At 71.3% G+C, this 25,667-nt stretch carries 21 protein-coding genes and 2 pseudogenes; 14 read left to right on the forward strand and 9 right to left on the reverse strand.

Going from position 1 to position 25,667, the window contains the following annotated elements; translation table 11 throughout:
• Nucleotides 1-151: 151 nt before the first annotated feature.
• The 3 genes and pseudogenes from AB0K60_RS11765 to AB0K60_RS11775 all read right to left on the reverse strand — a co-directional run bounded on the left by AB0K60_RS11765 (nucleotide 152) and on the right by AB0K60_RS11775 (nucleotide 4,454).
• The gene (locus AB0K60_RS11765) at nucleotides 152-1,357 is read right to left on the reverse strand and encodes an amidohydrolase family protein (RefSeq protein WP_364051840.1); all 1,206 of its coding nucleotides are present in this window, start codon (nucleotides 1,355-1,357) and stop codon (nucleotides 152-154) included.
• Between the two features lie 521 nt (nucleotides 1,358-1,878).
• A pseudogene (hflX, locus tag AB0K60_RS11770) lies at nucleotides 1,879-3,282 on the reverse strand (GTPase HflX); the annotation flags it as partial.
• A gap of 425 nt (nucleotides 3,283-3,707) precedes the next feature.
• Complete coding sequence (locus AB0K60_RS11775) at nucleotides 3,708-4,454, reverse strand: DUF4097 family beta strand repeat-containing protein (RefSeq protein WP_364051843.1); 747 nt, start codon at nucleotides 4,452-4,454, stop codon at nucleotides 3,708-3,710.
• 187 nt (nucleotides 4,455-4,641) lie between these two features.
• Between AB0K60_RS11775 and AB0K60_RS11780 the strand changes: the two genes are divergently transcribed.
• The 7 genes from AB0K60_RS11780 to AB0K60_RS11810 all read left to right on the forward strand — a co-directional run bounded on the left by AB0K60_RS11780 (nucleotide 4,642) and on the right by AB0K60_RS11810 (nucleotide 12,280).
• The gene (locus AB0K60_RS11780) at nucleotides 4,642-5,439 is read left to right on the forward strand and encodes a CPBP family intramembrane glutamic endopeptidase (protein WP_364051846.1); all 798 of its coding nucleotides are present in this window, start codon (nucleotides 4,642-4,644) and stop codon (nucleotides 5,437-5,439) included.
• Between the two features lie 136 nt (nucleotides 5,440-5,575).
• On the forward strand, nucleotides 5,576-7,165 hold the full coding sequence (aceB, locus tag AB0K60_RS11785; protein WP_364051849.1) for a malate synthase A: 1,590 nt from the start codon (nucleotides 5,576-5,578) through the stop codon (nucleotides 7,163-7,165).
• 100 nt (nucleotides 7,166-7,265) lie between these two features.
• Complete coding sequence (locus AB0K60_RS11790) at nucleotides 7,266-8,708, forward strand: FAD-linked oxidase C-terminal domain-containing protein (RefSeq protein WP_364052108.1); 1,443 nt, start codon at nucleotides 7,266-7,268, stop codon at nucleotides 8,706-8,708.
• The gene (locus AB0K60_RS11795) at nucleotides 8,708-10,018 is read left to right on the forward strand and encodes an FAD-binding oxidoreductase (protein WP_364051852.1); all 1,311 of its coding nucleotides are present in this window, start codon (nucleotides 8,708-8,710) and stop codon (nucleotides 10,016-10,018) included. The genes AB0K60_RS11790 and AB0K60_RS11795 overlap by 1 nt, the downstream gene beginning before the upstream one ends.
• Nucleotides 10,018-11,313 carry a heterodisulfide reductase-related iron-sulfur binding cluster gene (locus AB0K60_RS11800; protein ID WP_364051855.1) on the forward strand — a complete coding sequence of 432 codons (1,296 nt, stop codon included), beginning with the start codon at nucleotides 10,018-10,020 and terminating at the stop codon, nucleotides 11,311-11,313. The genes AB0K60_RS11795 and AB0K60_RS11800 overlap by 1 nt, the downstream gene beginning before the upstream one ends.
• Nucleotides 11,310-12,062 (forward strand): IclR family transcriptional regulator, encoded by a 753-nt coding sequence (locus AB0K60_RS11805; RefSeq protein ID WP_364051858.1) that lies wholly within the window; start codon nucleotides 11,310-11,312, stop codon nucleotides 12,060-12,062. Before AB0K60_RS11800 ends, AB0K60_RS11805 begins: the two co-directional genes overlap by 4 nt.
• A gap of 8 nt (nucleotides 12,063-12,070) precedes the next feature.
• Entirely contained in the window at nucleotides 12,071-12,280 is a 210-nt protein-coding gene (locus AB0K60_RS11810; protein WP_364051861.1) for a DUF2277 domain-containing protein, read from the forward strand.
• A gap of 120 nt (nucleotides 12,281-12,400) precedes the next feature.
• On the opposite strand, the gene AB0K60_RS11815 is transcribed toward AB0K60_RS11810, so the two are convergent.
• Both AB0K60_RS11815 and AB0K60_RS11820 read right to left on the reverse strand, forming a co-directional pair.
• Nucleotides 12,401-13,201, reverse strand: coding sequence for an ABC transporter permease (locus AB0K60_RS11815; protein WP_364051864.1), 801 nt, complete (start codon nucleotides 13,199-13,201; stop codon nucleotides 12,401-12,403).
• 2 nt (nucleotides 13,202-13,203) lie between these two features.
• On the reverse strand, nucleotides 13,204-14,259 hold the full coding sequence (locus AB0K60_RS11820) for an ATP-binding cassette domain-containing protein (RefSeq protein WP_364051867.1): 1,056 nt from the start codon (nucleotides 14,257-14,259) through the stop codon (nucleotides 13,204-13,206).
• A 178-nt stretch (nucleotides 14,260-14,437) separates the two neighbouring features.
• Here AB0K60_RS11820 and AB0K60_RS11825 point away from each other — a divergent pair, with 178 nt between their 5' ends.
• Nucleotides 14,438-14,881: a MarR family transcriptional regulator gene (locus AB0K60_RS11825; protein WP_364051870.1), complete on the forward strand. Its 444-nt coding sequence runs from the start codon at nucleotides 14,438-14,440 to the stop codon at nucleotides 14,879-14,881.
• A 74-nt stretch (nucleotides 14,882-14,955) separates the two neighbouring features.
• Here the strand turns inward: AB0K60_RS11825 and AB0K60_RS11830 are convergent, their stop codons facing one another.
• Nucleotides 14,956-15,204, reverse strand: coding sequence for a hypothetical protein (locus AB0K60_RS11830; RefSeq protein ID WP_364051873.1), 249 nt, complete (start codon nucleotides 15,202-15,204; stop codon nucleotides 14,956-14,958).
• The gene (locus AB0K60_RS11835; RefSeq protein WP_364051876.1) at nucleotides 15,205-15,552 is read right to left on the reverse strand and encodes a DUF6247 family protein; all 348 of its coding nucleotides are present in this window, start codon (nucleotides 15,550-15,552) and stop codon (nucleotides 15,205-15,207) included.
• Between the two features lie 568 nt (nucleotides 15,553-16,120).
• On the opposite strand from AB0K60_RS11835, the pseudogene AB0K60_RS11840 reads away from it, so the two are divergent.
• Nucleotides 16,121-17,881: pseudogene (locus AB0K60_RS11840) on the forward strand (molybdopterin-dependent oxidoreductase); the annotation flags it as partial.
• A gap of 193 nt (nucleotides 17,882-18,074) precedes the next feature.
• Here AB0K60_RS11840 and AB0K60_RS11845 read toward each other — a convergent pair.
• Both AB0K60_RS11845 and AB0K60_RS11850 read right to left on the reverse strand, forming a co-directional pair.
• Nucleotides 18,075-19,019 (reverse strand): SPFH domain-containing protein, encoded by a 945-nt coding sequence (locus AB0K60_RS11845; RefSeq protein ID WP_364051878.1) that lies wholly within the window; start codon nucleotides 19,017-19,019, stop codon nucleotides 18,075-18,077.
• A gap of 94 nt (nucleotides 19,020-19,113) precedes the next feature.
• Nucleotides 19,114-20,553 carry a trimethylamine methyltransferase family protein gene (locus AB0K60_RS11850; RefSeq protein ID WP_364051881.1) on the reverse strand — a complete coding sequence of 480 codons (1,440 nt, stop codon included), beginning with the start codon at nucleotides 20,551-20,553 and terminating at the stop codon, nucleotides 19,114-19,116.
• Nucleotides 20,554-20,599: 46 nt separating this feature from the next.
• Here AB0K60_RS11850 and AB0K60_RS11855 point away from each other — a divergent pair, with 46 nt between their 5' ends.
• The 5 genes from AB0K60_RS11855 (at nucleotide 20,600) to AB0K60_RS11875 (ending at nucleotide 25,564) form a co-directional block, all read left to right on the forward strand.
• The gene (locus AB0K60_RS11855) at nucleotides 20,600-21,418 is read left to right on the forward strand and encodes an IclR family transcriptional regulator (protein ID WP_364051884.1); all 819 of its coding nucleotides are present in this window, start codon (nucleotides 20,600-20,602) and stop codon (nucleotides 21,416-21,418) included.
• A 34-nt stretch (nucleotides 21,419-21,452) separates the two neighbouring features.
• The gene (locus AB0K60_RS11860; RefSeq protein WP_364051887.1) at nucleotides 21,453-22,115 is read left to right on the forward strand and encodes a corrinoid protein; all 663 of its coding nucleotides are present in this window, start codon (nucleotides 21,453-21,455) and stop codon (nucleotides 22,113-22,115) included.
• 52 nt (nucleotides 22,116-22,167) lie between these two features.
• A complete protein-coding gene (locus AB0K60_RS11865; protein WP_364051890.1) occupies nucleotides 22,168-23,031 on the forward strand; it encodes a dihydropteroate synthase in 864 nt (287 codons plus the stop codon).
• A gap of 72 nt (nucleotides 23,032-23,103) precedes the next feature.
• Nucleotides 23,104-24,975 (forward strand): ASKHA domain-containing protein, encoded by a 1,872-nt coding sequence (locus AB0K60_RS11870; protein WP_364051893.1) that lies wholly within the window; start codon nucleotides 23,104-23,106, stop codon nucleotides 24,973-24,975.
• A 16-nt stretch (nucleotides 24,976-24,991) separates the two neighbouring features.
• Nucleotides 24,992-25,564 (forward strand): DUF1638 domain-containing protein, encoded by a 573-nt coding sequence (locus AB0K60_RS11875; protein WP_364051896.1) that lies wholly within the window; start codon nucleotides 24,992-24,994, stop codon nucleotides 25,562-25,564.
• Nucleotides 25,565-25,667: the final 103 nt, after the last annotated feature.

A 25,667-nucleotide genomic window follows, 5' to 3' on the forward strand; every position in this document is an offset into this window, starting at 1 on the left:
CGTCTGGGCACCATGACGTACCCGTGAAACGGATCGAGCCGCTCCTGCGGCGCGACAGGACGATCACGACCGTCCGGGACACGAGGTGAAATTTTCACGAGGCGAGACCGAGTATCGGCGGCGACGCGCCACCGCGGTCGAAGGCGCGGTCCTACTGGACCGGGGTGCCGCCGCGCCAGACGCGGCGGGGCTTGAGGCCGAAGGCCCAGGCGAACGCGCCCTCGTGGTCGGCATCCCACTGGACGATGTCGGCGAGACGGCCGGGGGCGAGGACGCCGCGGTCGGGAGCGCCGAGGACGTGGGCGCCGCCGAGGGTGGCTGCGCGGAGGGCGTCGCCGACGCTGATGCCGAAGGCGGCTACGGCGAGGCTGATGACCAGGGACATCGAGGTGATGCCGCAGTGGCCGGGGTTGTGGTCGCTGCCGAGGGCGATGGTGACGCCCTGGGCGAGCATGCGGCGTACCGGGGGCTGGCCCTGCTGGAGGGCGCTGCCGGGGCAGACGACGGCGGGGACGCCGTAGCGGGACAGGGCGGCGATGTCCTCGTCGGAGCAGTGGTGGAGGAGGTCGGCGGAGGCGCAGCCCATCTCGGCGGCGAGTTGGACGGCGCCGCGGCGGCTGTGGACGCCGGCGTGGATGCGGGGCTGGAGGCCGACGTTTCGGCCGGAGGCCAGCACCCAGCGGGCCTCCTCGGTGGAGAAGTGGCCGTCGTCGCAGTAGACGTCCACGCTGTCGGCGCCGGCCGCCGCCGCGTCGGCGCACCAGGCGCCCACGGCCTCGACGTAGTCGCGCTGGCGGCCGAAGTACTCCGGCGGGACGACGTGCGCCGCGAGGAAGGTGACGTGCACCCTCGGCATCATCGGCTCCTTCTCCAGCTCGCGCAGGAGCCGCACGTCGGCGAGCTCGCCGTCGCGGGTGAGGTGGAAGCCGGTCTTCGCCTCGACGGTCGTGGTGCCGGACAGCAGCCAGTCGCGCAGGCGCTCGCGGACGCCGTTGCACAGCGTCCACGGGTCGGTTCCGCGGGTCACGGTGACGGTGGAGCCGATGCCGCCGCCCGCGGCGTTGATCGCGCTCGGCGAGGAGCCGCCGGAGCGCATGGCGAGCTCGGCCCAGCGGTTGCCCGCGTAGACCGGGTGGGTGTGGGCGTCGATCAGGCCGGGGGTGACGAGCGCGCCGCCGAGGTTCTCCACGTGGTCGACGTCGACGATGTCGTCCACGACGCCGGGAACGCTCTGCGGAAGGTCGGCCGCCCGCCCCACCCAGGCGATGCGATCGTTGTGCACGAGGATGGCGGCGTTGCTGCAGACATCGTTGCCGGTCCACAACCGGCCGATGTTGGTCAGCAGGCGAACGGTCATCGCATCACCGCCGGCGTATCCGGGCACGGTCGGACGGCCCAGCCCATGCCGGGCTCCAGGCCCGCCAGGTCCGCCTTGTGTCCGGACGTCATCGGGGGGTCTCCTGCTCTCATCGCATCGTTGTGCGAAGACCGTATCGCCGAGATCATGATTCGGCGATTTCAGTTCAGTTACGTTATTTCACAGATTGGCTCGCTGTACAGGGTTATTGAGAAGAACGCCGAAACGTCTCTCGCGCATCCGGTGCTCCCGGACATCTCCCCCGTCACATCCGAGTCTGCTCAGACAGGCCAGACTCGACCTCGACGCACGCCCCCCGCCCGCAACAGCACTCACAGCCGTCATCATGATGAACCCGCGCCAGGATCTCTCGTTAGGTTCCCGTAATCGTAGCAATCTCCGGCCACGGGGACCACTGTCGTTTTTCGTCGGAACTGCGAGGTTTCCTGACGCCACGAGTCACACCGTTTCGATCACGCAGCGTGACCGAAACGGTGTAACCATAGTGCTACATGCTCACGCTATGCGAGCGTCTCGGGCGTCGCGCCGACCTTCTCCCGAACGGCGCACTTTTCCAGCTCGGCGAACAGACCCGGCAGTACGCGGGCGTGCAGCAGGGTGCCCTCGGCGGTGTGATCCACGCCGAGGACCTCGCCCTCGTCGTGCACCCGCGCGATCAGGTCCCCCCGCTCGTACGGCACCAGCAGCCGGACCTCGTGGTCCATCCGCGGCAGATCGCGCTCGATGGCGGCGAGCAGCTCCTTGACGCCCTCACCGGTCTTCGCGGACACGACCACGCTGTGCCGCTCGCGCCGGGTCAGCCGGTTGAGCGTCTCCGGGTTGGCGGCGTCGGCCTTGTTGATGACCACGATCTCCGGGATGTCGAGGGCGTCCAGCTCGGCGAGCACCTCGCGGACGGCCGAAAGCTGCGACTCCGGGTCGGGGTGCGAGCCGTCGACCACGTGCAGGATCAGGTCCGCGTCGGAGACCTCCTCCAGCGTGGAGCGGAACGCCTCGACCAGCTGGTGCGGCAGGTGCCGTACGAACCCGACGGTGTCGGCGAGGGTGAACAGCCGGCCGTCCGGCGTGCGCGCCCGGCGCACGGTCGGGTCGAGCGTGGCGAACAGCGCGTCCTCCACCAGCACGCCCGCCCCGGTGAGGCGGTTGAGCAGGGAGGACTTGCCGGCGTTGGTGTAGCCGGCGATCGCCACGGCGGGCACCTCGCGGCGCTGCCGGCTCGCCCGCTTGGTCTCCCGTGACGCGGACATGCCGGAGATCTGGCGGCGCAGCTTCGCCATGCGCTCGCGGATCCGGCGGCGGTCCAGCTCGATCTTGGTCTCACCGGGGCCGCGTCCGCCGATGCCGACGCCGCCCGCGGCGCGTCCGCCGACCTGGCGGGACAGGTTGCCGCCCCAGCCGCGCAGACGCGGCAGCAGGTACTGCAACTGGGCCAGCTCGACCTGCGCCTTGCCCTCGCGGCTCTTGGCGTGCTGGGCGAAGATGTCGAGGATCAGCGCGGTACGGTCGATGACCTTGACCTTCACGACGTCCTCAAGCTGGCGGAGCTGGCCGGGGGTCAGCTCGCCGTCGCAGATCACCGTGTCCGCGCCGGTGGCGGCCACGATGTCGCGCAGCTCGACGGCCTTGCCCGAGCCGATGTAGGTGGCGGGGTCGGGCCGCTGGCGACGCTGGATCAGGCCCTCCAGCACCACCGAACCCGCCGTCTCGGCGAGCTGCTTGAGCTCCTGCAGCGAGTTCTCGGCGTCGGTCGCGGTGCCCGAGGTCCACACGCCGACGAGCACCACGCGCTCCAGCCGGAGCCGCCGGTACTCGACCTCGGTGACGTCCTCCAGCTCGGTCGAGAACCCGGCCACCCGGCGCAGCGCCTGCCGGTCGGCGAGGTCGAGCTCGCCGGTCTCGGGAACGTCGGCCTCGTAACGGTCGTCCTCGTAACGGTCCTCGTAACGGTCGGCCTCGTAGCGGTCGTCGGCGTCGAGGTCGCCCGACGAGGCCGGGCGAAGCGCCTCGTCCCGGTCGCGCCCGTCCTTGGTGAAGCGGGCGCGGCGGCCGTCGAACCGGCTGTCGGTGTAGGTGTTCTCAGCGGTTATAGTCGCGCTCCTAAGCGCTCACGGGGACGGCGTCGTCGCGCGCCCCACTCGTTTCGTATGCATTCTCGTACAACACCCCGATGAACGGGTGTCTTCCCCGATCGTGCCACGCCCACGCCCCCCGAATCACCTGGTTATCCATGCTTCGTCTGGGGCTTCGTCTGGGGCTTCGTCTGGGGGCTTCGGCTGGGGGCTTCGGCTGGGGCTTCGCCTGGGGGCGAAACGCCCGGGCGGGCACGTTCCTACGCCGGAGAGTTCGGCAGCACCTTGACATCGCCCGAGCCGGTGCTGACGTCGATCTTCCTGGGGGCGGCGGAATCCCGGCCCACCTCCACCTGCTGCTCTCCCGAGCCGGTTTCGGTGATCACGTTGTAGGACCCCGCGGGCACCCGCACCACGCCGTTGCCCGAGCCGGTCTCGACCCTGACGTCGTCGGGCGTCGCGCCGAAGCGCAGCTCGACGTCGCCGGATCCGGTCTCCCCGACCACCCGCTTGCCGGTCAGGTCGGCGCCGTTGATGCCCCCCGAGCCCGTGGTCGCCTCGACCTGCCCGGAGAGCCCGCGCAGCACGACCTCCCCGGAACCGGTGTCCGCCTTGACGCTGAGCCCGCGCGGGATCTCAACCCGGTACTCCACGCTGCAGTTGCCCACGAGGCCGGGGCAGTCGTAGGTGAGCGTGAGCAGGCCACCGTTCACCTCATGGCTGGTCTTCGGCCTGCTGTCCTCGTTGCCCCGCCATTGCAGCGTCTCGGTGACGGCGATGCCGGACCTGGCGGACTCGACGACGGTGATGCCGCCGGACCCGCTCTCGACCCGCACTTTCGTCACCGCGTCCGTCACGTTGTAGCCGACCTTGTCCTCGTGCTCCGGGCCGATCACGTTGCCGACCCCGCAGGCGCCCAGCACGATCACCGAAGCGGTGATCGCCCCCGCGGCGGCCACCGCCCTCCGCGCCGTACCGGCCGTCCGCCCTCCCGTTAACGTCTTCATACGCCAAGCCTGCCGCCCGACGGGCCGCGAACCCATCAGGGAACGCCCGGAAACCGCCCTGAGGTTGCCCCTACCTCGCGCCTGACGCCGGTCGCACGGGACCCGCGTAACGGTATGGCCTGCCCTACCGTGAATACGGTTGGCCGCCGGATTCCGGGCCGAACGCCCGATTCATAGCCTCCCGCGTATGGACCTCATCGGCGCGGCCATCTGGGCCGTCTTTCTGATCGCGCTGGTCGTTTCCGTCGTCGCCCGTCTTCGCGGGCGTACCACGCTCGGGTTCGGCGTCCGCCGACCGGGGCTCGGGCTCGAGGTCGGTGCGGGATTGTCGATCGTCGCCGTCGCGATGTCCCTGCTGTTCGCCACGCTCGTCGCCACGGGCGGCACCGAGGTCGTCTCCGTCGGCGTACGCGGCGAGGTGCTGTGGCACGGCTTCACCGCGTTCCTGAGCTGGGCGGCCCTGGAGGAGATCGTCAGCCGCATGGGCCTGCTGATCGCGCTCCTCGTCATCACCGGCAGGCCCTGGGTCGCGCTGGCCGTCAGTTCGGCGCTGTTCGGAGCCGTGCACCTGGCCGACGGGGACGGCAGCGTCCTGGGGGCGGTCAGCAGCGCCGTGGGCGGGCTGATGTACGGGCTCGCACTGCTGCGGACCGGGCGGTTGTGGATGCCGATCGCCATGCACTTCGCGTGGAACTTCGTTCAGGGAACACTGCTCGGGTACCCGGTCAGCGGCGAGCATCGCCTGGGCGTGCCCTTCCTGGCCGAGCATGATGTGATCGGCGGCCTGCTGACCTTGCGTGACCACGGCCCGGACCTGCTGACCGGCGGCGCCTACGGTCCTGAGGCCGGCCCGCTCTCCCTCGCCGCCCGGGCACTGATCATCGCCGGCGTGCTGGTCGTCACCCGGAGGATCCACCGCCACCGCACGCTGCTCCGCCCCGCCGTAGCGGCCGGTCAAGCGGGAGCGGCCGCCTCGCGGGTGTGATCGGCGACGGCGGGCGGGCCGGGCTTCCGAGGCCGTCCCTGCCCGCGCCCGCCCTCGTTGACCCTGGAATATGGCATGAAGTAGCGTGATTTCCATATTCCAGAATCACTTTTCCGCATCCTGGAAAGGAAGCCCCATGGACGGCGTTGAAATCACCGGCCCGCTGCTTACCCGATTCGATGAGATCCTCACGCCGGAGGCGGTGGCCTACGTGGCCGCGCTGCAGCGCGAGTTCAACGCGCGTCGCCTGGAGCTCCTCGACGCCCGGCAGGCCCGGCAGCAGGAGCTGTCGGCCGGGGCGAGCCTCGACTTCCTGGCCGAGACCAAGCACATCCGCGAGGACGACTCCTGGCGGGTGGCCGAGCCCGCCCCCGGGCTGGTCGACCGCCGCGTGGAGATCACCGGCCCGACCGACCGGAAGATGACGATCAACGCGCTCAACTCCGGCGCGAAGGTGTGGCTCGCCGACTTCGAGGACGCCAACTCGCCGCTGTGGGAGAACGTGATCGGCGGGCAGCTCAACCTGCGCGACGCGCTGGACCGCACGATCGACTTCGAGACCGGCGGCAAGTCGTACGCGCTGCGCCGCGACGACGAGCTCGCCACGATCGTGGTGCGCCCGCGCGGCTGGCACCTGGAGGAGAAGCACATCACCGTGGACGGCGCGGCGGCGTCGGGCTCGCTGGTCGACTTCGGCCTGTACCTGTTCCACTGCGCCAAGCGGCAGCTCGACAAGGGCAAGGGGCCGTACTTCTACCTGCCGAAGCTGGAGAGCCACCTGGAGGCCCGGCTCTGGAACGACGTCTTCGTGCGCGCCCAGGAGCTGCTCGGGCTGGACCGGGGCACGATCCGGGCGACCGTGCTGATCGAGACGTATCCGGCGGCGTTCGAGATGGAGGAGATCCTGTACGAGCTGCGCGAGCACTCGGCGGGCCTCAACGCCGGACGCTGGGACTACCTGTTCAGCGTGATCAAGAAATTCCGCACCCGGGGCCGGGAGTTCCTGCTGCCCGAGCGCAACGCGGTGACGATGACCGCGCCGTTCATGCGCGCCTACACCGAGCTGCTGGTGCGTACCTGCCACAAGCGCGGCGCGCACGCGATCGGCGGCATGGCCGCGTTCATCCCCTCGCGGCGCGACCCGGAGGTGAACAAGGTCGCGCTGGAGAAGGTGCGCGCGGACAAGACCCGCGAGTCCGGCGACGGCTTCGACGGCTCCTGGGTCGCCCACCCGGACCTGGTGCCGATCTGCAAGGAGGTCTTCGACGGCGTGCTCGGGGACCGTCCCAACCAGCTCGACCGGCTGCGCGAGGACGTCTCGGTGTCGGCCGCCGACCTGCTCGCCGTCTCCGAGACGCCCGGCGAGATCACCGAGGCGGGGCTGCGCAACAACGTGGACGTCGCGCTGCGGTACCTGGCGGCGTGGATCGGCGGCAACGGCGCGGTGGCGATCCACAACCTGATGGAGGACGCCGCGACCGCCGAGATCAGCCGCTCGCAGGTGTGGCAGTGGATCCACAACGACATCGCGCTCGCCGACACCGGCGAGACCGTCACCAAGGAGCTGGTGGAGCGGATCATCGAGGAGGAGCTCGCCGGCATCGCCGCCGAGCCCGGTTACGACGCCGACCTGTACGGCAAGGCCGCCGAGCTGTTCAAGGAGGTCGCGCTGGACGACGACTTCGCCGAGTTCCTCACCCTCCCCGCCTACGCCCGCATGCCATGACATGTGCGTTTGTACGACGTAAGGTCTCGCTGATGGCGAATCCTGCGAGGAGGAGGCCGCCGTGAGCGAGACCTACGATCCGGAACCGGGTGGCGAGGCGCTGGCCCGGGTCGCGTCCCGCTGCCGGGAGATCCTCGGCGGCGAGGCGGTGATCACCGACCCGGTACGGCTGCGCACCTACGAGTGCGACGGCCTCACCTACCACCGCGCCACCCCCGGCGTCGTCGTACTGCCCGAGACCGCCGAGCAGATCGCCGCGATCGTGCGGGCGTGCAACGAGCACGCCGTGCCGTTCGTGGCCCGCGGCTCGGGCACCGGCCTGTCCGGCGGCGCGCTCCCCCGCACCGACGGCGTGCTCATCGTCACCTCCCGCATGCGCCGGATCCTGTCGATCGACCTGCCGAGCCGCCGCGCGATCGTCGAGCCCGGCGTGACCAACCTGGCGATCACCGAGGCCGTGCGCGACGAGGGCTTCTACTACGCCCCCGACCCCTCCAGCCAGCAGATCTGCTCGATCGGCGGCAACGTCGCCGAGAACTCCGGCGGCGCGCACTGCCTGAAGTACGGCTTCACCGTCAACCACATCGAGGCGTGCGAGATCGTCACCCCGGACGGCGACATCGTCGAGCTCAGCCGCATGGATCCCGGGTACGACCTGCTGGGCGCGTTCGTCGGCTCGGAGGGCACGCTCGGCATCGCCACCAAGATCACCGTCCGCCTGACCTGCACCCCCGAGGCCGTCACCACGCTGCTTGCCGCCTTCGAGGACATCGAGTCGGGCGGCCGGGCGGTGTCGGCGATCATCGGCGCGGGGGTCGTCCCGGCCGCGATCGAGATGATGGACGCGCTGTCCATCGAGGCCGCCGAGGCGGCGGTCGCCTGCGGCTATCCGGAGGGCGCGGGCGCGGTGCTCGTGGTGGAGCTCGACGGCCCGCTGGCGGAGGTGGAGCGCCAGTATTACCAGGTGGAGCGGCTGTGCCTGGACAGCGGCGCGTTCGAGCTGCGCGTGGCGCAGGACGCGGCCGAGCGCGCCGCGATCTGGAAGGGCCGCAAGTCCGCGTTCGCCGCCGTGGGCCGGATCAGCCCGGCGTACCTGGTGCAGGATGGGGTGGTGCCGCGCACCGCGCTGCCCCGGGTGCTCGCGGGCATCGACGAGCTGTCGCGCGAGTACGGCATCCGCGTGGCGAACGTGTTTCACGCCGGGGACGGCAACCTGCATCCGCTGGTGCTGTTCGACGACGAGGAGGAGGGCGCCGGGGAGCGGGCCGAGCTCGTCAGCGGGCGGATCCTCGACCTGTGCATCGAGCACGGCGGCTCGATCACCGGTGAGCACGGCGTCGGCGTGGATAAATCCCGATATATGACGAGAATGTTCAGCGACGAGGACCTCGACACCATGCAACTGGTGCGGTGCGCGTTCGACCCCGACAATCTCTCCAATCCGGGCAAGGTCTTCCCCACCCCACGGCTGTGCGGCGAGGCGCCGGGGGTGCGCAAGGGCGTGCACCCGCTCGTCGCCTCCGGCCAGGCGGAGCTGTTCTGATGACCGCCGCCGACCCCACCCGGGAGTCCACCGCCGCCGAGGCGCTCGCCGCGACCGGCGTGACCCTGCGGGACGCGGGCCCCGACGACGACGTGGCGGGCGTCAAGCCGCGCTGGGTGGCGCTGCCGGAGAGCACCGAGGAGATCGCCGCCGTGCTGCGCGTCGCGAGCGCGCACGGGCTCGCCGTGGTGCCGGTCGGCGGCGGCACCAAGCTGCACTGGGGCCGCCCGCCCGAGCGCTGCGACCTGCTGATCGACACCTGCTGCCTCAACGAGGTGCTCGAACACGCCTCCGGCGACCTGGTGGTACGCGTGCAGGCGGGCGTGACCATGGGCACGCTCGCCCAGACGCTGGCGCGCGGCGGCCAGGAACTCGCCCTCGACGTGCCCGACCCGGACGCCACCGTCGGCGGCACGCTCGCCACCGCGATCGCCGGGCCGCGCCGGCTGCGCTACGGCACCGCCCGCGACCTGCTCATCGGCGCGACCATCGTGCTCGCCGACGGCACCGTCGCCAAATCCGGCGGCAAGGTGGTCAAGAACGTGGCCGGCTACGACCTCGGCAAGCTGTTCACCGGCTCGTACGGCACGCTCGGCGTGATCGCCGAGGCGACGTTCCGCCTGCACCCGCTGCCCGCCGACCGCCGCTGGGTGACCGCGACCTACCCGATCTCCCGCGAGTACGTGGACGAGCACGGCGAGCGGCGCTTCGTCAACGACTTCCCCGTGGATCCGCTCCAGGTCATCGGGCCGGTCGCGACCTCGGCGGCCGAGCCGTCGGCGATCGAGATCGACTGGCCGGAGGTGCTGTTCGGGCCGTTCACGGTGGCCGTGCTCGTCGAGGGGTCGGCGGCCGAGGACCGGGCGCGAGCCGTACAGGAGCTGCTGAGCGCCCACGGCGCGCAGGCGGGCGTGAGCACCGGGCCGCCGCCCTGGTGGGGACGGCCGCCGGGTGAGGAGATCCTGCTGGAGGTCCGGGTGCCGCCCGGCGAGATCGGCACCGCGATGGCCGAGATCGGCTCCGCCGCGACGGCCGACATCCGGGCGCGCGGCTCGGCGGCGACGGCGGTGCTGCACGTGGCGCTGCCCGCGGACGTCGCGCCCGAGCGCGCCGAGCGCTTCGTCACGGACATGCGCGACGGCGTCGAGGCCGTGGGCGGCCGGGTGTTCGTGGTGACCGCGCCGGAGGAGATCGCCCGCCGGGTCGACCGGTGGGGGCGCGTCGGGGCGCTCGGGCTGATGCGGCGGGTCAAGGAACGGTTCGACCCCGAGCGTGTGATGGCGCCCGGCAGGTTTGTTGGAGGGATCTGATGACGGCCGAACACATCGGGCAGGGACCCCCGGGCATCGATCCCGAACTGATCGACACCTGCGTGCACTGCGGCTTCTGCCTGCCCACGTGCCCGACGTACCAGTTGTGGGGCGAGGAGATGGACTCGCCGCGCGGGCGCATCCACCTCATGGGGCAGCACGTCGAAGGCACCCCGGTCACCCCCGAGATGGCCGGGCACTTCGACGCCTGCCTGGGCTGCATGGCGTGCGTGACGGCGTGCCCGTCGGGGGTGCGCTACGACCGGCTGATCGAGCAGGCGCGGGCCGAGGTGGAGCGGGAGCACCGGCGCCCGCCGTCCGACCGGGCCTTCCGTGAGCTGGTGTTCCGCCTGTTCCCCTATCCGCGCCGGCTGCGGGCGCTGCGGCTGCCGCTGCGGCTCACCGAGGGCCTGCGGCGCCGCCTCGCGCCCCTGCTCGGGCGGATCGACGCGCGGCTGGGGGCGATGGCCGACCTCGCCCCGCCGATCACCCCCCGCGTACGGCTGCCGCGCCTCGTCGACGCCCGCGGGCCACGCCGGGCGCGGGTCGGCCTGCTCACCGGGTGCGTACAGGGCGAGTTCTTCCCGCAGGTGAACGCGGCGACGGCCCGGGTGCTCGCGCTGGAGGGCTGCGACGTGGTGATCCCGCCGGGGCAGGGCTGCTGCGGGGCGCTGTCGGTGCACTCGGGGCGGCCGGAGGAGGCGGCGCGGTTCGCCCGGCGCACGATCGAGACGTTCGAACGGGCCGGGGTGGACACCGTCGTGGTGAACGCGGCCGGGTGCGGCTCCACGACCAAGGAGTACGCCGAGCTGCTCGCCGACGACCCGGCGTGGCAGGTGCGGGCGAAGGGGCTGCGGTTCACCGACCTGGCCGAATACCTGGCCGAGCTGGGCCCGGCGGCCGAGCGGCACCCCCTCGACGTCACGGTCGCCTACCACGACGCCTGCCACCTGGCGCACGCGCAGGGCGTGCGGGCGCAGCCGCGGGCGCTGCTGAACGGCATCCCGGGGGTGCGCCTGGTGGAGATCGCCCAGTCCGACATCTGCTGCGGGTCGGCCGGCACCTACAACCTGTTCCAGCCGGAGGCGGCGCGGCAGCTCGGCGACCGCAAGGCCGCGCAGGTCGCCGCGACCGGCGCGGACCTGCTGGTGTCGGCGAACCCCGGCTGCACGATGCAGATCGCCGCCGCCCTGCGGCGCGGCGGCGCGCGGCCGATCCCGGTCGCGCACACCGCGCAGGTGCTCGACGCCTCGCTGCGCGGCCTCCCGGTCTCGGCCCTGACGGCGGCGCGGTGAGCGGCGTCCAGTCGGTGGACCGCGCCCTCGACGTGCTCGAGGCGCTGGCCGGGCACGGCGGCGAGGCCGGTCTGTCGGAGATCGCGGCCACGACCGGCCTGCCGTACGGGACGATCCACCGGTTGCTGCGCACCCTGCTCGCGCGCGGCTACGTGCGGCAGGAATCGGACCGGCGCTACGCCCTCGGCGGGGCGCTGGTACGGCTCGGCGGCGCGGCCGAGGGCATGGTCGGGGTGTGGGCGCGGCCGTACCTGGCGCGCATGGTGGAACTGTCGGGCGAGACGGCGAACCTGGCGGTGCTGGAGGGCGACTTCGTGGTGTACGTGGCCCAGGTGCCCTCGCCGCGGCGGCTGCGCATGTTCGCCGAGGTGGGGCGGCGGGTGCCGGCGCACAGCACGGCGGTGGGCAAGGTGCTGCTCGCCGACCGGGCGGACGCGGCGGCGATCCTGGAACGGACCGGGATGCCGCGCCGCACCGACCAGACGATCACCTCGGTGGAGGGGATGCTCGCCGAGCTGGAGGCGGTGCGCGAGCAGGGGTACGCGCTCGACCTCGGCGAGGAGGAGACGGGCGTGCACTGCCTGGCGGTGCCGGTGCACGACGGGGACCGGGTGGTCGCGAGCATGTCGGTGTCCGGGCCGTCCGATCGCATCGGGGCGGTGGACCTGGCCGAGCTCGCCCGCGGCATGCGCAAGATCGCCGACGACTTCGGATCCGAGGTGTTCGGATCGTCGGTGGCGGCCGGTTGAATGGGGGCATGTGCAGGAGCATCAAGACCCTCCGTCCGCCGTTCGAAGAGCACGTCACCGACGAGGACGTGCGGGCCGCCGCGTTGCAGTACGTCCGCAAGATCTCGGGCTTCCGGGCTCCGGCCGCGCACAACGCCGAGGCGTTCGAGCGGGCCGTGGACGCGGTGGCCAAGGCCACGGACGAACTGTTGTCGTCGCTGACCGTCCGGGGCCGCTGACGCCGTATTACGCGGCGTCAGCGGAGCACGGGGGCGGAGGCCACGCCCCGGCCGGTCAAGCGCTCGTTGTCCTCCCTGCCACCGGCGTCATGACGCGGCCGGGCGTCACGCACGTGCGGCCTACAGGGCGGCGCGGCGCATGCCCCGGATACCGATCGCCAGGCCGACGGCCGCGATGACCAGGCCGGCGATCGCGCCGGGCACGACCGCGGCATCGGTCAGGTCGCCCTTGAACAGGGCTCGCTCGGCGCTCACGATGTACGTCAGCGGGTTGGCCGTCGACGCCGCGGCGAGCCACGACGGGGCGTTCTCCATCGGCAGCAGCACGCCCGACAGCAGGAGCAGCGGAAACGTCACCGTCTGCTGCACCGCCCAGAACAGCGACGGGGCGCGCTTGGCGGCCAGCGCGAGCGCGAACGACAGCGAGCCGATTCCGACGCCGGTCACCACCAGCAGGGCCAGGCCGGCGAGCACCCCGGCCGGGTACAGCCGGAATCCGAACGGCAGCACCGCCAGGATGATCAGGATGGCCTGGACCAGCAGCGTCACCGCCTCCTTAAGCGTGCGGCCGATCATCATCGCGGCCCGGTTGAGCGGGGTGACCAGCATGCGCTCCAGGGAGCCGCCGCCGGACTCCACCAGGACGTAGTAGCCGGCCGAGCCTGCGCCGAATATGCCGATCATGACGAGGTTGCCGGGCACGAACCACTGCCAGGGCGGGCCGTCGCCGACCCCCGGCATGCCGTACAGGAGCGGGCCGAACAGGGCGAGGAAGACCAGCGGCTGCAGCATGCCGAAGATCAGGCCCATCGGGGCGCGGAGTTCGGGGCGGATCTCCCGGACGAACACCGTGGCGGCGTCGCGGACGACGCCTCCGACGCCGCCGATCCGGCGGGGGGCGGTGATGCTCACGGTGGTCATGATCAGGCTCCTTCCTGGGACTGGTCGCTCTCGCGCAGGCTGCGGCCGGTGAGGGCGAGGAACACGTCGTCGAGGGTCGGCCGCCGAACCTCGGCGGTGAGGGTCCACAGCGCGGCGGCGTCCAGGGCACGCACGAGTTCGGGCAGTACGGCGGGGCCGTGCTGCACGCGAAACGTGACCGTGTCCGTCCCGCCGTCCCTCACCTCCACCGGACCGCCGCCCCCCACACCGCCCGGCGCTCCGTTCGCCCGGCCGTCTGGCGGCGTGCCGCGACCCGAGGTGATCTCGTGCGCGGTGGGGAGGCGTGCGGCGATCTCGGCGGCCCGCGCCGCCTCCCCGCTGCCGACGGTCACGGTGATCAGGTCACCGGCGAGATCGGCCTTGAGCCGCTCGGGGGTGTCGTCGGCGATGACCCGGCCGTGATCGATGATCATCACGCGCTCGGCCATGGAGTCGGCCTCGTCCAGATAGTGGGTGGTGAGGAAGATCGTGGTGCCGTGTTCCTCGCGCAGCCGCAGGATGTGTTCCCACAGGTTGGCGCGGTTCTGCGGGTCGAGCCCGGTGGAGGGCTCGTCGAGGAACAGCAGCTCGGGCCGGTGCATCAGGCCCAGGGCGATGTCGAGCCGCCTGCGCTGGCCGCCCGACAGGGTGCTCGCCGCACGGCCGCCGAGGGACTCCAGGTCCAGCCCCGCCAGCAACTCGTCGGCGCGCCGCCGCGCGTCGGCCCGGCTCATGCCGTAGCAGCGTCCCTGGTCGAGGAGTTCGTCGCGGACGCGGAAGTTGTCCCCCGAGCCGTGCCCCTGGCCGATGTAGCCGATGCGCCGCCGCGCGCCGAACGGATCGGTACGGATGTCGCATCCGGCGACGGTCGCCGTCCCGGCGGTCGGCGGCAGCAGCGTGGTGAGCATGCGCAGGCTGGTGGACTTCCCCGCGCCGTTCGGCCCGAGAAAGGCGACCAGCTCGCCCTTCTCGACGTCGATGTCGAGGTCGCGCACGGCCTCGACGGTCTCGCCCTTCTTGACCCGGAAGCTCCGGGCCAGCCCGCGAGCGTGAATCATCGCCTCTCCTTGCTTCAAATACTGGACATATATGGATAATTCGGGCACACCAAATCAGCGCCTCACAGTCGCGCCGATCGCTGATTGGGAGTCGCCGGGGAGATGTCCCGGCTCGAAGCTCGAAAAGCTTAGGCAGAAAAACACGCTAAATGTCAGGAACCCTGACTATCGTGACGGCGTGCGCCCCCCGCTCAAACCACCGATCGCCTACCTACTGGCGTACGCCGCGACGCTGGCGGCCAGACACGCCGAAGAGGAACTCCGCCCCCACGACCTGACCGTGCGCCAGTTCGGCCTCCTGATGCAACTGCGCCTGGAACCGGCCCTCACCATGTCCGAACTCGCCCGCCAACTCGGCGTCACCCGCCAGTCCCTCCACGAGATGACCGCCGAACTCGAACGAACCGGCCACCTGCGCCGCCTCCCCGGCATGACCGGCCGCACCCGCCGCCTCGAACTCACCCCGCGCACCGAACGCGCCATCCTCTACGCCCAGGCGACCCTCCTGGAGTCCGAGCCCGACTTCCTCTCCGGCCTCGCCCCGCACGAGATCGAGACCCTCCGCGACCTGCTACGCCGGGCCCTGGCCGGTGCGACCGACGACGAGTCCTGGCTGCCCTGATCCGTACGACCATGGTGAGACGGAATGCGTCTACCGCGCGGACGGAATGTTGCAGGAGGATCGGCCTCGCGCCGCTAGATCCACTGGACGCGGACAATGTACACCTCTCGCTGCGGCTCCAGCACCAGGTACGTCACCAGGCCCTTGCCGGCGAATGCCCACGTCAACATGTTGCAGTCAGGGTTCTCTCGTTTCACCGGAGTCCCCGACCAGGGAGACAGCGACAGGGCCTTCACCACCTCGGCCAGACTTCGGACGGCGTCGGCGGGAAGAGCCGCGATCTGTTCCTGAGCAATGGGATCCGGCTCGCAGATCGCGTACACCTACAGGTCGACCTCGATGCCACGGTCGGCGAAGAGTTGCTTCCAGGTCTTGTCACCGTGAGGCACGGGTTCGCCGCGAGCCGCGAGCCGCTGGACACGATCGGCACGCTCGTACATCTCCACGCGGCCTTCGGGATCTCTGATGTTGTCGCACGCGATCAGCCACCACGTGTGGACGAACTTGTCGAGTTTGGTCACGTCGAGACTCTCACGCACCTCCGCGAGCGCCTGAGCGAGTCCCGCGTCGAACCCGTACACGTCCTGGGGGACGACCAGCGCATCCCTGATCGCGCGCAGATCCTTCTCCGGCAACCCGTCGGCCGGAGGTTCTGCGGTTCGCGCGCTCATGTCGCCAGCATACGCAGACGTCATCGCAGCGGCCCAGCCGTGCACAGAGGTCGCCATCGCCCAGCCCCCCAACAGACCGATAACTGTACGGATGATTATAGTCACTTTAAGTGAGAGGCATAGAGGTCCGCCGACGCCGCTTTACCGGGTCTTCGCCCTTCCCGAGGCGGTGGCGGTTTTCGGCTGATCGGACAGAGGGGAGAGAACCGGACACCATCCGAACGGGGAGGGAAGATGCCGAGCAAGGAGCAGGTGTTGCGGCTGCTGTCGCGCGACCCGGCCTATGGGGACGCCCGACAGGATGTCCGCCGGGACGCCTATCGGGAGGTCGCGGCGGCCCTCGGCATCCCGGCGGGGCAGGCGTATCTGATCGCGACCGGTATCCCGGCCGATGGTGGCGGCACCGTGACCCGTGCCCAGCGTGAGCGTCCCGGTCTGCTGCCCTCGCGTTCGCAACGGCTGGTGAATCCGCGTGAGGTGAGCCCCGTCGTGCGCGGGGACGTGCACGCGTGGGTGCGAAGGCGGGCCCGGACCGATCTCGCGGTGCGGGCGGGGGGAAGAGGCGGTCATGAACGTGTTCGTGCGGCTCGCCTCCTGGCCGGTTCTGCGGCAGTTCACCGGGCCGGATCGGTTCGGCCCGGGCGCCGCGGTGAAGTCGTCCCGCACCGGCTCTCTGCGGGCCCGGACCGCCTCCGCCGATCGGGTGGTGAAGTCGGTGTGCCCCTACTGCGCGGTCGGCTGTGCGCAGAACGTCTATGTACGCGACGAGAAGGTGGTGCACGTCGAGGGCGACCCCGACTCTCCGGTCAGCCGGGGGCGGCTGTGCCCGAAGGGTGCCGCCACGCTTCAGCTCACCACCGGTTCAAGCCGTCGTCATCAGGCGCTGTACCGACCTCCGTACGGCCGTGACTGGCGGAGGATCGACCTCGGCACCGCGATGGACATGATCGCCGATCGGATCATCGCCACTCGTCGCGCCACCTGGGAGCAGGAGTGCGACGGCAGGCGTACGGCGCGGACGATGGGGATCGCCAGTCTGGGCGGGGCGACGCTCGACAACGAGGAGAACTACCTGATCAAGAAGCTGCTGACCGCGCTGGGCGTGGTGCAGATCGAGAATCAGGCGCGGGTTTGTCACAGTTCCACGGTCGTGGGGCTTGGGACCTCGTTCGGGCGGGGTGGGGCCACCACGTTTCTGCAGGATCTGCAGCACTCCGACTGCATCATCATCGAGGGCTCCAACTTCGCGGAGGCGCATCCGGTGGGGTTCCAGTGGGTGATGGAGGCGAAGGCGCGCGGCGCGGTCGTCATCCACGTCGATCCCCGGTTCACCCGCACGAGCGCGCTCGCCGACCTGCACGTGCCGATCCGCGTCGGCACCGACGTGGCCTTTCTCGGCGGGCTCATCAACCACGTGCTCAGGCGCTGCGCGGGCACGCCAACATCCAGGGCTCCAGCGACATCCCGACGCTGTTCAACCTGTTGCCCGGCTACATCCCGATGCCGCACGCCCACCAGCACGAGTCGCTCGCCGACTTCCTCTTGATCGAGAGCGCCACCTGGTAGGAAGGACGGGCCGGAGATCGCCACCGGGGAGCTGCGTACCGAGGACATCGCCACCGAGGTGTTCTTCCTGCCCGCCGCCGCGCACACCGAGAAGAGCGGCAGCTTCACCAACACCAACCGCATGCTGCAGTGGCACCACCAGGCGGTGGAACCGGCCGGGGACGCGCGCAGCGAGCTGTGGTTCATGTACCACCTGGGGCGGATCATCCGGGAGAAACCGGCCGGATCCACGGACCCGATGGACGCCCCGATCCTGGAGCTCACCTGGGACTATCCCATCGAGGGCGCGCAGGGCGAGCCGGTCGCGGAGGCCGTTCTCGCCGAGATCAACGGCTGGGACGCCGAGGGCCGCCCGCTCTCCTCCCCCGACGAGCTCAAGGGCGACGGCTCCACCGCCTGCGGGTGCTGGATCTACTGCGGCGTGTACGCCGACGGCGTCAACCAGGCCGCCCGCCGCAAACCGGCCGAGGAGCAGAACTGGATCGCGGCGGAGTGGGCGTGGTCCTGGCCGGGCAACCGGCGGCTGCTGTACAACAGGGCCTCGGCCCGGCCGGACGGGCGGCCGTGGAGCGAGCGCAAGAAGCTCGTGTGGTGGGACGCGGACGCGGGCCGCTGGACCGGGTACGACGTGCCCGACTTCGAGGCGGCCAAGCCGCCGGACTACCGCCCGCCCGAGGGCGCGACCGGCCCCGCGGGGCTGTCCGGCATCGACCCGTTCGTCATGCAGGCCGATGGGAAGGGGTGGCTGTTCGCCCCGGCGGGCACGCCGGGGTGGCCTCCTCCCGCGACCCCCGGTACACCGTCGAGCCGCAACGGGCCCGGCTCAGCCGGGCCGAAGCCGGAAGGTAGCCCGCATGCGCCACGTCAAAGATCATCTGCCGTTTTTGGTCATCGTCCTGGCCACCTGCGCGGCCGCCTGGCTGGCGGGCCGGGAGAACCGGCCCGCCCGCTGATGCTCAGCGCCCCTGCGGGGTGATGTTGATGTTGCTGCCCTGCGGTACGGGGACGACCTGGACCTTGCCGTCCTGAATGGCCTTCCACAGCACGGCGCCCTGCGGGCCGAGGACCTTGACGAGGTCGCGGATCGACTCCAGCTCGGTCTTGACCTTGGTGTTGATCTGCTGCTGGGCGAGGTTCTGCTGCTTGGCGGCCTGCTCGGCGGCGAGGGCCTCGACGAGGCTCTCCGGGGGCTCGGGCTTCTGGATGGTCAGGACGATGTCGCCGCAGTCGCCGGTCCCGGCGTAGTTGGGCTGGCAGAAGTACTCGGCGCCGGCGGTCTCCTTGATGAACTGCCGGGCGAGCTGCCCGACGCGGGCCTCCCACTGCTGCTTGATGTCCGGGTCGTTGAAGAGCTGGCGCCACTCGAACTCCTGGCTGGCCGCGTCGAGGGCGCGGTCGAGCGGCTGCTTGAGGTAGAAGTTCAGCATGCGGCGCCAGCCGCTGGAGGTGGCGCCCTCATCCTGGTACGCGGCGTACTTCAGGCCGATGCGCTCGTGAAACTGGCGCAGCACCTTGCAGTCGGTGTTGAGCGTCAGGGTGGCCGACCCGGCCACGGTCATCTGCACGTTGTCCTTGCTCACCACCGAGATCGGCTTGGACTCGGCGTCCTCGGAGCCGGTGAAGTCGAAGGTGCGCTGGCCGAAGGGGTAGCTGAAGTAGGTGTCGCCGGGGCCGAGCAGGGTCGCGCCGCTGGAGGGGTTGATGCACCGCTCGAACTTGTTGGCCTCGAAGACGCCGCCCGCGTAGTGCAGCATGATCTCGTCGGGGGCGGTGCTGACCCTGGAGCAGCCCGAGGCGCCGAAGATCAGCAACACCACCGCGACGACGGCGAGCAGCAGTCCTCGCCTTACCCACTTACCCGCGCCGCCACTGGATGCCGTGGGTGACTTCTTGGCGCTCATCTCGGCCTTTGCTCCCTCTTGACGGTTTTCGTGCGCGTTGACCGTACACGATCCCGGTGCGGGGCGCGGGGCCTGTGAGCGGACCGTTGTACGGCTAGTCGCCCAGCTCGGCGCGGCGGCGGGTCACGTACTCCTCCAGCTCCTCCCGGATGGCGTCGTCGAGGGGCGGCTGCTCGTACTCGGCGAGCTTGGCCTGGTAGATCTCACCGGCGCGGGCGGCGGTGTCCTTGGCGCCGCGGCGCATCCACCGCTCGTAGTTGTCCGACGACGACAGCAGCGGGCGGTAGAAGCAGGTGCGGAAGCGTTCCATGGTGTGGGCCGCGCCGAGGAAGTGGCCGCCGTGGCCGACCTCGACGTGGGCGTCGAAGGCGAGGGACTCCTCGTCGATCTCCAGCGGGGTGAACTCCTCCTGCAGCATGCGCAGGATCTCGATGTCCACGATGAACTTCTCGAAGCCGCTGACCAGGCCGCCCTCCAGCCAGCCGGCGGCGTGCATGACCCAGTTCGCCCCGGCGAGGAACGTCGGCAGCATGGTCATCAGCGCCTCGTACCCGGCCTGGGCGTCGGGCACCTGGGAGGAGGTGAGGCCGCCGCCGGAGCGCCACGGCAGGCCGAAGTGGCGGGCGATCTGCCCGGTGCACAGCAGGCCGATCGCGGACTCGGGGGTGCCGAAGCACGGCGAGCCGGACTGCATGTCGATGTTGGACAGGAACGAGCCGAAGATGACCGGGCAGCCGGGGCGGATGAGCTGGGACAGGGCGATGCCGGTGAGCGCCTCGGCCATCTGCTGGGCGAGCGTGGCCGGGATCGACACCGGGGACATGGCGCCCATCAGCAGGAACGGGGTGAGCACGACCGCCTGGTTGGCGGCCGAGTACTCGAACTGCGCGTCGAGCATGCGGTCGTCCCAGCGCAGCGGCGAGTTGCAGTTGATCAGGGAGATGGTGGCGGGGGTGCGCTCGATGTTCTCCCGGCCGCCGAACAGGATCGAGGTCATCGCGATCGTGTCGGCGGCGTTCGGGCCGGACACCACGTTGCCCATGTAGATCTTGTCGGTGAGGGTCTGCAGGGCGTACGTCATGTCCAGGTGGCGGGAGTCGAGCGGCGCGTCGTTGGGCTCGCAGACCACGCCGCCGGCCGAGTCCATCTCGGGGAAGACCTGCGACAGCTTGCAGAAGCGGTGGTAGTCGTCGAGCGTGGCGTCGCGCCGCACCTCGCCCTCGCGCACGAACGGCGAGCCGTACACCGCGCCGAAGACCATGTGGTCGCCGCCGATGTGCACGGTGTTGGCGGGGTTGCGGGCCTGCACGTCGAACTCGCGGGGGGCCTTGGCGACCTGTTCCAGGATGAAGTCGGGGTCGAAGAAGACGTTGCTCTCCTCGACCTTCATGCCCGCGGCGCGGAACAGGTCCACGGCGCGCGGGGAGGCGAACTCCACGCCGATCTCCGAGACGATGCGCCGCCAGCCGCGGTCCAGGGTCGCCATGGCGTCGGCGGAGAGGATCTCGTAACGGGGCATCTTGTTGACGAACACGCGCACTCCCTTGACCTGGATGTACGCCCGATCTTACGCTCGAAGCATGGAACCAGGGTCCCATGATGTGGAACTGACGTGGCGCCCCGCCGCCAAGGCCGCCCACGCCGGGAAGGCTTCGACGGGGACCCAGGCGATCGACCGGGCCGCGAGCCTGCTGGTGCGCGTGGTCGAGGCCGACACGCCGCAGACGTTCAGCCGTCTGCTCGCCGAGTCCGGCCTGCCCAAGAGCACGGCCTCCCGCCTGCTGTCGGCGCTGGAACGGCACGGCCTGCTGCGCCGCGACGGCTCCGGCGCCTTCCTGCCCGGCCCGGTGCTCACCCGGTACGCCGGGCGCGCGGGCACCGCCGACCTGATCACCGCGGCGCAGCCGGTGCTGGAGCGGCTGGGCGAGAAGACCGGCGAGACCATCAACCTCGCGGTGCTGTCGGGCGGCTCCCGCGGCGAGGTCGAGCAGGTGGCGCAGGTGGACAGCCGCTACCTGCTCGGCGCGATGAACTGGGTGGGCCTGCGCGTCCCGCTGCACTGCTCCGCGCTCGGCAAGGTCTTCGTCGCCTTCGGCGCGACCGACCTGCCCCGCGGCCCGCTGGAGCGCCGCACCGCGCACACCATCACCGACCGCGCCCGGCTCGCCGCGCAGTTCGCCGAGATCAGGAAGACCGGGTACGGCGTCGCCGTCGAGGAGCTGGAGCCCGGCCTGATCGCGGTCGCGGCCCCGGTGCGCGGCCGCGGCGGCCAGGTGATCGCCGCCCTCTCGGTCTCGGGACCGTCGATCCGGCTCGGCCAGGCCCAGATCGCCGAGATCGGCGAACTGCTGGTCTCGGAGGCCGACGCATTCTCCGCTTCGCTGGGTACCTCCCAGTGATCCCGCCCATCACCGCCGAGCCTGGAGACGGGTAATGAACGAGCAAGACATTCTTCGCGGACTGTACGACGAGACGCTGGTGGGCAACGCGCCGGCCGTGCTCGACCTGACGCACAAGGGCCTGGACCTGGGCATGGCCCCCGAGACGATGCTGTTCGACGCGCTGATCCCCTCGCTGGAGGAGGTGGGCGCGCGGTTCGAGCGGGGCGACTTCTTCGTGCCGGAGATGCTGATCGCGGGCCGCGCGATGGCGGGCGCGATGGAGGTGCTGCGGCCGCTGCTGGCGCAGACGGGCGCGGCGTCGGTCGGCACGTTCGTCATGGGCACGGTCAAGGGCGACGTGCACGACATCGGCAAGAACCTGGTGAACATCATGCTGGAGGGCGCGGGGTTCACCGTGATCGACCTCGGCGTACAGGTGGCGCCGGAGAAGTTCGTCGCCGCCGTCCAGGAGCACAAGCCCGACATCGTCGGATTTTCCGCTTTTCTTACGACGACGATGCCGATGTTCAAGGCGAACATCAACGCGCTGGTCAAGGCCGGGCTGCGCGACCAGGTGCTCGTCATGGTCGGCGGCGCGCCGGTCACTCAGGAGTACGCCGACGCCGTCGGTGCCGACGGCTACGCGGCCGACGCCTCCACGGCGGTGCGCCGCGCCAAGGAACTGCTCGAACAGCGCCGTGCCCTCGTCTCCTGAACGGCCGTCCGTGAAGCCCTCGTCACCCGAACTCGTCTCGTAAGGACGGTCGATGCACACCATTCTCAGATCGCACTCCAAGGAAGTGGTCATCGGCCACGACCGCCCGTTCTGCGTGATCGGCGAGCGCATCAACCCCACCGGCCGCAAGAAGTTCGCCGAGGCGCTGCGGGCCGGGGACCTGTCCCAGGTCGTCGTCGACGTGGAACGCCAGGTCGCGGCCGGGGCCGACGTGCTCGACGTGAACGCGGGCGTGCCGCTCACCGACGAGGCCGACCTGCTCGCCCGCGTCATCCGGCTCGTGCAGGAGCACACCGACCTGCCGATCTGCATCGACTCCTCGGTGGTGGAGGCGCTGGAGGCGGGTCTCGCCGTCTACCGGGGCAAGGCGCTGGTCAACTCGGTGACCGGCGAGGACGACCGACTCGCCGAGGTCCTTCCGCTGGTGAAGCGGCACGGCGCGGCGGTGATCGCGCTCGCCAACGACGAGACCGGCATCCCGGAGACGGCCGAGAAGCGGCTGGAGATCACCGGCAAGATCGTCAAGGTGGCGACCGAGGAGTACGGCATCCCGATCGAGGACATCGTCATCGACCCGCTCGCGATGACGGTCGGCGCGGACACCGACGCGGTGAACGTCACCCTCGACACGATCCGGGAGATCCGGCGGCGGTACGGGCTCAACATGTCCCTGGGCGCGTCCAACGTCTCCTTCGGCCTGCCGGACCGGCCCGCGCTCAACGCCGCCTTCCTCGCCATGGCGATGGCCTCGGGCCTGACCAGCGCCATCATGAACGCGCTCGCCCCCGAGTGCGTCACCGCCGTACGCGCCTCCGACCTGCTGCTCGGCAACGACCCGTGGGGCGGCAACTGGATCGCCGCCTACCGCGCCCGATCGGCCGGGGCGACGGCCTGATGACGGCGGGCCCGACCCCCGCATCCCCGCGCGGCCGGCGGCTCCGGCCCGGCCGCGCGCCGGGAGGCTCCCGTGCCTGAGCCGGCAAGTCCCGTTCCGGAGGCGGGTCAGGAGGCCCCCGCCCGGGTACGGCTGAGCTTCGAGCCGTCCGGCAAACGGGTCAGCGTACCCCCCGGCGTGAGCGTGTTCGAGGCGGCGAGCTGGAACGGCATCGCGATCGACTCCACCTGCGGCGGGCACGGCACCTGCCGCAAGTGCCGGGTGCGGATCGTCGACGGCGAGGTGCCGGTGTCGCGGCTCGACCCGCGCGCCTTCGACCCCGACCGGCTGCGCCAGGGGTGGCGGCTCGCCTGCCTGGCGCAGGCCACCGGGGACCTGACGGTCGAGGTGCCGCCGCTGTCCACCCGGCCGAAGGCCGCCACCGTCGGCGTGGGCCGGCAGGTGATCCTGCGGCCCGCCGTGCAGAAGCGGTACGTCGAGCTGGACGAGCCGTCGCTCGCCGACCAGACGCCGGACGTGGAGCGGCTGCTCGCCGCCCTCGACGACCTGGAGGTCACCCCCGACCTGCACGCCTACCAGCGGGCGGGCCGCGTCCTGCGGGAGGCCGACTTCAAGGTCACGGCCGTGGTCGTGGACGAGGCGCTCATCGACGTCGAGCCCGGCGACACCACCGCCCGCCGGTACGGCATCGCCTACGACCTCGGCACCACCACGGTCGTGGCCACCCTGCTCGACCTGTCCACCGGCACGCCCGCCGCCGTACGCTCGATGCTCAACCTGCAGCAGCCGTACGGGGCGGACGTGATCTCCCGGATCAGCGCGGGCATGCTCGACCCGTCCGCGCTCGACCGGCTGCGGGAGGCCGCCCGCGACACCCTCGACCAGCTCACCCAGGAGGTGTGCAAGCAGGGCGAGGTCGCGCCGGAGGAGGTGTACGAGATCGCGCTGGCGGGCAACGCCACGATGGTGCACATCGCCCTCGGCATCGACCCCGAGCCGCTGGGGGTGGCGCCGTTCATCATGGCGGCGCGGTCGTTCCCGGCGCTGCTCGCGGCCGACCTCGGGCTGCGCGTGCACCCCAGGGCGCGGGCCGTGGTGCTGCCCGCCCTCGGCGCGTACGTCGGCGGCGACATCGTGGCGGGGGCGCTGGCCACCGGCATGGACCGGGACCGGCGGGTGCGGCTGTTCATCGACGTCGGCACCAACTGCGAGATCGTGCTCGGCAACGCCGACCGGCTGCTCGCCACGGCCGCGCCGGCCGGGCCCGCGTTCGAGGGGGCCCAGATCCGGTGCGGCATGCGGGCCGCGCCGGGGGCGATCGAGACGGTGCGGCTCGATCCGGCCACAGGCCGGGTGGAGCTCGGCGTCATCGGGGACGTGGAGCCGGTCGGGCTGTGCGGGTCGGGGCTGGTGGACGCCGTCGCGGAGCTGTGCCGCACCGGGTTGCTGGACGCGTCCGGGCGGCTGCTGTCCCCCGAGGCCGCCGCGAAGGTCTCCCCCGCCCTCGCCGAGCGGCTCGCGACGGTCGGCGACGAGCGGGTGTTCGTGCTGGCCGAGGCGGGCGGCGAGACCGTGTACCTGTCGCAGCGCGACGTGCGGGAGCTGCAGTTCGCCAAGGGGGCGATCTCCACCGGGTGGCGGCTGCTGCTTGAGGAGTACGGCGTCACCGAGGCGGACATCCAGCAGGTGCTGCTGGCCGGGTCGTTCGGCTCGTACCTGTCCCCGGCCTCGGCCGTCCGCATCGGGCTGGTGCCCAGGCTCGCGCTGCCGCGCATCGTCAGCGCGGGCAACGTCGCGGGCGAGGGGGCCAAGCTGGCGCTGCTGTCGGTGCAGGAACGCGCCGGGGCCCTCGCCCTGCTGGAGGAGGTGCGCTATGTCGAGCTCTCCGACCGCTCCGACTTCAACGACCGCTTCGTGGACCAGCTCGCCTTCCCCGCCGGGTGAGACGGGCGGGATCGGGGTGATCGCCTGCGGGGCGCTCGCCCGGCACGTGCGCGACATCGCCGACCGGCGGGCGTGGCCGGTGACCGTGCACCCGCTGCCGCCGCTGCTGCACAACCGCCCCGAGCGCATCGCCGCCGCCGTCGAGGCGCTCGCCGCCGAGCTGCGCCCGCGCCACGACCGGCTCGCCGTCGCCTACGCCGACTGCGGCACGTACGGCGCGCTCGACGAGGTGTGCGTACGGCACGGCCTGGCCCGGCTGCGCGGGGCGCACTGCTACGAGGTGTTCGCCGGGCGGCTCGCGAACGACCTCGTCGAACAGGAGCCGGGCACCTACCTGCTCACCGACTACCTGGTGAGGACCTTCGACCGCTCGGTCGTCGCGGAACTCGGCCTCGACCGGTATCCCGAGCTGCGGGACGCCTACTTCGCCCACTACCGCCGGGTGGTCTGGCTGGCCCAGTCCCCCACCGGGGAACTGCGCGCCCAGGCCGAGCGGGCGGCCCGGATCCTCGGCCTGCCGCTGTCGGTCCGGCCGGTCGGCGACGCCGGGCTCGAACGAGAGCTGGAGGTCCTGCTCACCGCCGGGTGACCGGCCGTGCTCGACCCGTCCGGGGACGCCCTTTGGTTCCGCCCCGAAATCCTCTCCGAAAAAGGATGGAACTCAACGGGCGCAAGCGACGGATAAGGGGTGA

It is taken from the genome of Thermopolyspora sp. NPDC052614, assembly GCF_040678635.1.
Lineage (GTDB): Bacteria > Actinomycetota > Actinomycetes > Streptosporangiales > Streptosporangiaceae > Thermopolyspora.